The organism is Sphingomonas sp. 66-10, assembly GCF_001897045.1.
Taxonomy (GTDB): Bacteria; Pseudomonadota; Alphaproteobacteria; order Sphingomonadales; family Sphingomonadaceae; genus Sphingomonas; species Sphingomonas lycopersici.
In genome coordinates this window covers 10,862-16,588 of record NZ_MKRR01000004.1, presented here as the reverse complement: position 1 = coordinate 16,588, position 5,727 = coordinate 10,862, and the positions used below count along the sequence as shown (strand labels likewise).

General features: G+C 69.0%; 6 protein-coding genes and 1 pseudogene. 2 read left to right on the top strand and 5 right to left on the bottom strand.

Translation table 11 applies throughout. The annotated features are described in order from the left end of the window. Both BGN95_RS00920 and BGN95_RS00915 read left to right on the top strand, forming a co-directional pair. Nucleotides 1-979, top strand: a 979-nt coding sequence (locus tag BGN95_RS00920; RefSeq protein WP_286771343.1) for a phosphatidylglycerol lysyltransferase domain-containing protein, incomplete at its 5' end; no start/stop codon positions are given. 198 nt (nt 980-1,177) lie between these two features. Continuing rightward, entirely contained in the window at nt 1,178-1,729 is a 552-nt protein-coding gene (locus BGN95_RS00915; RefSeq protein WP_179512216.1) for a hypothetical protein, read from the top strand. 110 nt (nt 1,730-1,839) lie between these two features. Here the strand turns inward: BGN95_RS00915 and BGN95_RS00910 are convergent, their stop codons facing one another. From BGN95_RS00910 to BGN95_RS00890, 5 genes and pseudogenes are all read right to left on the bottom strand, one after another. Further along, nucleotides 1,840-2,613: an NUDIX hydrolase gene (locus BGN95_RS00910; protein ID WP_179512215.1), complete on the bottom strand. Its 774-nt coding sequence runs from the start codon at nt 2,611-2,613 to the stop codon at nt 1,840-1,842. Between the two features lie 53 nt (nt 2,614-2,666). Beyond that, nucleotides 2,667-3,920: a hydroxysqualene dehydroxylase HpnE gene (gene hpnE / locus BGN95_RS00905; protein ID WP_265271872.1), complete on the bottom strand. Its 1,254-nt coding sequence runs from the start codon at nt 3,918-3,920 to the stop codon at nt 2,667-2,669. Next, nucleotides 3,917-4,750: a presqualene diphosphate synthase HpnD gene (hpnD, locus tag BGN95_RS00900; RefSeq protein WP_179512213.1), complete on the bottom strand. Its 834-nt coding sequence runs from the start codon at nt 4,748-4,750 to the stop codon at nt 3,917-3,919. Before hpnD ends, hpnE begins: the two co-directional genes overlap by 4 nt. Then, nucleotides 4,747-5,571, bottom strand: a complete 825-nt coding sequence (hpnC, locus tag BGN95_RS00895; protein ID WP_286771342.1) for a squalene synthase HpnC — start codon at nt 5,569-5,571, stop codon at nt 4,747-4,749. Before hpnC ends, hpnD begins: the two co-directional genes overlap by 4 nt. Next, nucleotides 5,568-5,727, bottom strand: a pseudogene (locus BGN95_RS00890) (glycosyltransferase); the annotation flags it as partial. The pseudogene BGN95_RS00890 and the gene hpnC, both read right to left, overlap by 4 nt.

Below are 5,727 nucleotides of genomic sequence, written 5' to 3'. Positions count from 1 at the left end.
CGCCGATCTGCCCGCGGAGGTGGCGAAGACCGCGCTCGCTTATGCCAGTCGCACCGACGCCAATCTCGCCTTCACCGGCGACAAAAGGTTCGTTATCTCGACCGCGCGCGATGCCTTCCTGATGTATCGCGTGCGCGGGCGGACGTGGATCGTGATGGGCGATCCGGTGGGGCCGGAGGCGGCGTGGGGCGAGCTCGTCTGGTCGATCCGCCGCGCCTGCGACGCGGCGCATGGCCGGCTATGCTTCTACCAGATCAGCGCCGACATGCTCCCGCTGACGATCGATATGGGGCTGGAGGCGATGAAATATGGCGAGGAGGCGCATGTCGATCTCGCCGATTTCACGCTGGAGGGGCCGCAGGCGAAGGATTTTCGCGCCGCCCTGCGCCGTGCCACGCGCGAGGGCATGACCTTCGCGGTCGTGCCGCCCGCGGAAGTGCCGGCGATCATGCCCGATCTGCGCGCGGTGTCCGATGCGTGGCTGGTCGATCGACCGGGCGGGGAGAAGCGCTTCAGCCTGGGGCCGTTCGATCCCGATTATCTCGCGCGCTTCCCGGTGGCGGTGGTGCGGCACGGGGAACGGATGCTCGCCTTCGCCAATATCTGGACCAACGGCGCGCCCGACGGCGACGGCGGCGAGATGTCGGTCGATCTGATGCGCTATATTCCCGATGCGCCGGGCGGAACGATGGACATGATGTTCGTGCGGCTGTTCGAATGGGGCCGGGCGCAGGGTTATGCGACCTTCAACCTCGGCATCGCCCCGCTGGCAGGTTTGCCCGAGGACCGGCTGGCGCCGATCTGGGCCAAGATCGGCCGCACCTTGTTCGAGCGCGGCGAGCGACTCTATCGCTTCACCGGGCTGCGCGCGTTCAAGGCCAAGTTTCAGCCGCGCTGGGAGCCGCGCTATATCGCCACCCCCGGCGGGTTGCCGCGGTTGCGCGCACTCGTTGCGCTAGTCGGGGCGGTGAACGACTGATTGTTGCGTAAAAGACGCACCCTGTCGCGCAATTTCAACAATGTGACTCGGTTCGTCGCATCCAATGTTGCGGCGCGGCAAGGTCCGTGATTCATTTATGAACGCGGGGCATCATAGCGTTAAGGGTAGGGTTAACCACCGTAGCGTAAGATAACTTCGCTTGTTGAGTACAGGCTTTGGTACGGGCTGAGGTGGGTCATGAGTGCCAGGATGAAGCCGGCGGAAGGTGCGATGACACTCGCCGAGATGAAAGAGTTCGCTGGCTTTGCCGCGGCGACGCAACGCTACATCCGGCGCAGTCTCGATATAGGTCTTGAGCGCGAGGACGCGATGACGCGCTGGTCGCGCGACGTGGTCGAGGCGGCGAGCATCCGCGCACAGGCCCGGCATTACGAGCGGCTTCCCGAAATCCGTACTTTGGTGCCTGACGATAGCGGGCTCGATCGGGTCGAGGCGTTTCTTGCGCCGCTGATCACGGTCACAGCCTTCGATCTCGGGCAGGGGCGGCTGCCGACTTTCTCCGCCTATCGCTTCCTCTACGAGCGGCTGATCGGGGCGAATGTGCGGCCGTGGCTGCCGGGCGCCTTCTGCGCCGCTGCCGCGCTGCCGCATCTTCACCCGGAATTGCGCCGCAAATTGCTCCAGTCGATCAGCGAGGCGGCGGCGACCGCGTCGGGCTGGTCGTCGCGCCAGCCGGCGTTCTTCCCGCATTGGGTGGAAAAGGTCGAGGCCAGCGCGCTGCCGCACTGAGCAGGAAGGCGCTTTTCCCCCGTTCGCCCTGAGCTTGTCGAAGGGCGTCCCCAACTTGAGGACGCCCTTCGCCAAGCTCAGCGCGAACGGATTCTCTTTCGTGAAAGGCGCTAAGCGCGCATCGCGCCGGACAGTGGCTCCGAGGTCACCGGATAGCCCGCATCGTCGGCGATGCAGAGGTGCTGCTCGCCGCTACGCTCCTCGGTCCAGGGCGTGACGATCCGGATCGGGGTCGCGCGGGCGTGCGCCACCGCGTCGGCGAAATTGTCGAACAGCGCCAGCCGCTCCAGATTGCGCCGCGTCGGGAAGATGATCGCCAGCTTGCCGGCGTCGGCATCGTCGAGCACCGATTGCGCGGTCGCCCAAACCAGCCGGACATTCTCGGTCGCATCGACGGTGGCGCGCGGCGCGTCCGCCGGCAGCTCGGCGAGGTAGAAGCGGGTATCGAACCGCTTCATCCCACGATGCGCCGGCAGCCAGCGCGCCCAGGGTTCGAGCATATCGAGATCGAGCGCGGACCCCGCATCGGCCAAGGCCTCGGCAAAGGGCGTGCCGGCATGCAGCGCGGCGCGCATCGCGGCTAGCGCTTCTGCCGACGGCATCGGTTTCAGCCCGACGGGTACGCCGGTCTCCTCGATCGTCTCGCGGATCGCGGCGATGCGCGAGGCGGTTTCCGCGTCGCCGCCGAGCAGCTCGGCGAGCACATGATCGCCCCCGTCGACGCGTCCGCCGGGGAATACCATCGCCCCGCCGGCAAACGACATTTCCTTGGCGCGCTCGACCATCAGCAATTCGGGCGCCCCGCCGCCCGCCGCGCGGAAGATCACCAGAGTCGCCGCCGGTATCGCGCCATCATGCAGATCGTTGAGATCGTGATCGGTCATGGTCGCTCCGGCTTTTGAATATCGGGTATCATTTGGCGCGCCGCGCATATTGGTCAATGGCGGAATTGCTGCACCAGCCGTGCCGCGGTCTCGCCTGCGCGCAATGCGCCCTCGATCGTCGCCGGCAGCCCGTTCTGCACCCAGTCCCCGGCGAGGAACAGATTGCGCCAGCGCGTCGTCGCGGGCGGGCGCTTGGCATCCTGCGCCGGGGTGGCGGCGAAGGTCGCGCGCTTTTCCTTGACGATCTGCCACGCCGGCATCGCCGCAGTGAAGCCGCAGGCGCGCTGGATATCGCCCCAGAAACGCCGCGCCAGCTCCTCGCGATCGAGGTCGACGATCGCGTCGGCGGCGCTGACCGTCACCGAGAGGCGATCGGGGAAGGCGAACAGCCATTCCGCGGTCCCGCCGATCAGCCCCTGCATAGGCGGCATCCCGTGCGGCGCGGGCAATGCGAAATGCCCGTTGACGATCGCGTGGAACGCATCGGGCGCGGATATCTCGGGCAGCAGCGCGGTCGCCACCCACGACGGAACCGCGAGGATCACCGCCTCGTCCGCCGCCACGGGCTCGGCGCCGTCGCCCCAGTCGAGCGCGCTGACCCGATCGCCCTCGGTGACGATCGCGCGGAGCCGGCGACCGAGCGTCAGCGGCGCCTCACGCGCGGCGAGCCACGCCACCGCCGGGTCGACAAAGGCGGCGGCGAGGCTGGGTTCGGCGATCCGCGGCAGGCTGGCTTGACCGCCCTTCAGCAGAGATTCGCGCAACACCTGCGCGGTCAGCTGCGCCGATCCGCTGGCGGGCGGCGTGTTGAGTACCGCAAGCAGCACCGGCGCGATCAACTTGCGCCACGCCGGGCTGTCGGTGTCGACGCGATCGCCGACGATATCGCGCGGCCCGCCGGTAATCAGCCGCGCAAGCCGCAGATAGTCGAGCGCGCCGGTTCCCGGCACGCGGCGGCCGGGTGAAAAGACCCACCACGGTACGCGGCCCTGATTGATGCGGATCGTCCAGCGGGCGCCGTCGGTCAGGTCGACGAAGGCGAAATCGGCCTGTTCGGGGCCGGCGAGCGGCTGGGTCGCGCCGATCGTCGTGCGGAACCGCGCGACCGCCTCATTCCCGGCGAGCACGAGGTGATTGCCGTTATCGATCGTCAGCCCGAGCTGTCGGTCGTAATAGGAACGGCAGCGCCCGCCCGCCTGCGCCGCGGAATCGGCGATGCGCACCCGCACGCCCGCTTCCGCCAGCCGCACCGCGGCGGACAGCCCGGCGAGTCCGGCGCCGGCGATCGTCGCGCGCGCGAACGTCAACGCGTCACCACCAACCGCGCGACCGTCCACAACAAGGCGGGCTTGCTGACCCGGATGCGCTGGCGCGGCGGCGCCCACCCGACGGTTTCCATCCGCGTCAGCAATTTGGCATAGACCGCTTCCATCAGGCGCGGCGCGAGCAAATGGCCCGCGGGGCGGGCGGCGAGGATCGCGTCGGCGGCGCGATAATGCGCGCGCGCGCGTTCCGCCAACGGGCGCACCGCCTGGTCGATCCGTGGATCGGCGGCGACCGCCTCCGGCGTGGTCGGAGTGATCCCGACGGCATCCAGCGCCTCGATCGGCAGGTAGACGCGGCCGATCGCGGCATCCTCGTCGATATCGCGCAGGATATTGGTGAGCTGGAGCGCGCGGCCGAGATGATGCGCCAGCTCGATGCCCGGCGCGTGCGGCATGCCGAACACGCGCACCGACAGCCGCCCCACCGCCGAGGCGACCCGGTCGCAATAAAGATCCAATTCGTCGATCGTCGGCCAGCGGATATCGCGTGCGACGTCCATCGCCATGCCATCGATCACCGCCTCGAAATCGGCGCGGTCGAGCCCAAAGCGCCGCACCGCTTCGGCGACGATTTGGGCCTGACCCGCGTCGCCGCCGGCATAAAGCGCATCGAGATCGCGGCGCCAGCGATCGAGCGCGGCGGCGCGGCCGGGGCGGTCGCCCTGCTGGTCGTCGGCGATGTCGTCGACCGCGCGGCAGAAGGCGTAGATCGCGTACATCGCCTCGCGCTCGGCCTTGGGCAACAGCCGCATTCCGGCATAGAAGGAACTGCCGCCGGCCTGCGCGGCGGGGTTGGCGGTAACCTCGCTCATGCCGCGCGCCGCAGCAGCGCAGGGACCGCGGCACTGAGCCCGAGCAGCGCGGCTTCGAGCTTGCCGTGGTGGACGCGTTCGCTCAGCGGATCGCGCGTCGCGAGCCGATCGCACAGGCTCACCGCGAGCCGGTGGATCGCGGCGACTTCGGCGGCGAGCCGACGGTCGCGGATCATCGCCGAGAAACCCGCCGACCGGTCAAGCAGATCGCGCGTGCGCTCGACCAGCGCGGTGATGATCGCGCGCAGCGCCGGGGTGGCGCGCGCGCGGGCGAGGTCGGCGAGGTCGATGCCGGTATCAAGCGGGATATAGACCCGGCCGAGCGTGCGATAATCCTTCCCGCAATCCTGCAGGTGGTTGATCACCTGGAGCGCGGCGCAGAGCGCATCATTGGCAGGCCAGGTTTCGCGGCTCTCGCCGTGGACATCGAGCACGAAGCGGCCGACAGGCATCGCGGACAGCCGGCAATAGCCGATAAGATCGTCCCAGTCGGCGCAACGCGCCTCGGTCACGTCGCGGACGAAGGCGTCGAGCAGGTCGTGCGCGTGGATCGGGTCGATCCCCCGCGCCGCCATCACCGCGCCGAGCGCCACCGCCTCGGGCGGGCCGTCGCGGTCGAGCCCGGCACGCATCCGGGCGAGCAGGTCGAGCTTGGTCGCCTGCGTCGCCTGTTCGTTGTCGGCGATATCGTCGGCGGCGCGCGCGAAGCGGTAATAGGCCATCACCGGCGCGCGATGCTCGGGGCGCAAGAGGAAGCTGGCGACGGGGAAATTCTCGTCGTGATGGCCCTTGCCCGAGGCGAGATCGGCTGTGTCTGTCATCGTGCCCCGGCCGCTGCCTGCGCCCGCCCTTTCCACATTCCGCCGCGCCCGCGCGCATGCTGCCACGCCGATAGCAAGGTGCATCCGGCGTAGAAAGCCGCGATCGCCGGCAGCGCGACGCCCCACAAGGGCGAGCGGCGGTAGAAAGCGAGCATC

What these genes read in the sequence shown, in the direction of transcription:
- BGN95_RS00915 (WP_179512216.1), top strand. Translation starts at nt 1,178, where the DNA reads ATGAGTGCCAGGATGAAGCCGGCGGAAGGTGCGATGACACTCGCCGAG.
- BGN95_RS00910 (WP_179512215.1), bottom strand. Translation starts at nt 2,613, where the DNA reads ATGACCGATCACGATCTCAACGATCTGCATGATGGCGCGATACCGGCG.
- hpnD (WP_179512213.1), bottom strand. Translation starts at nt 4,750, where the DNA reads ATGAGCGAGGTTACCGCCAACCCCGCCGCGCAGGCCGGCGGCAGTTCC.
- hpnC (WP_286771342.1), bottom strand. Translation starts at nt 5,571, where the DNA reads ATGACAGACACAGCCGATCTCGCCTCGGGCAAGGGCCATCACGACGAG.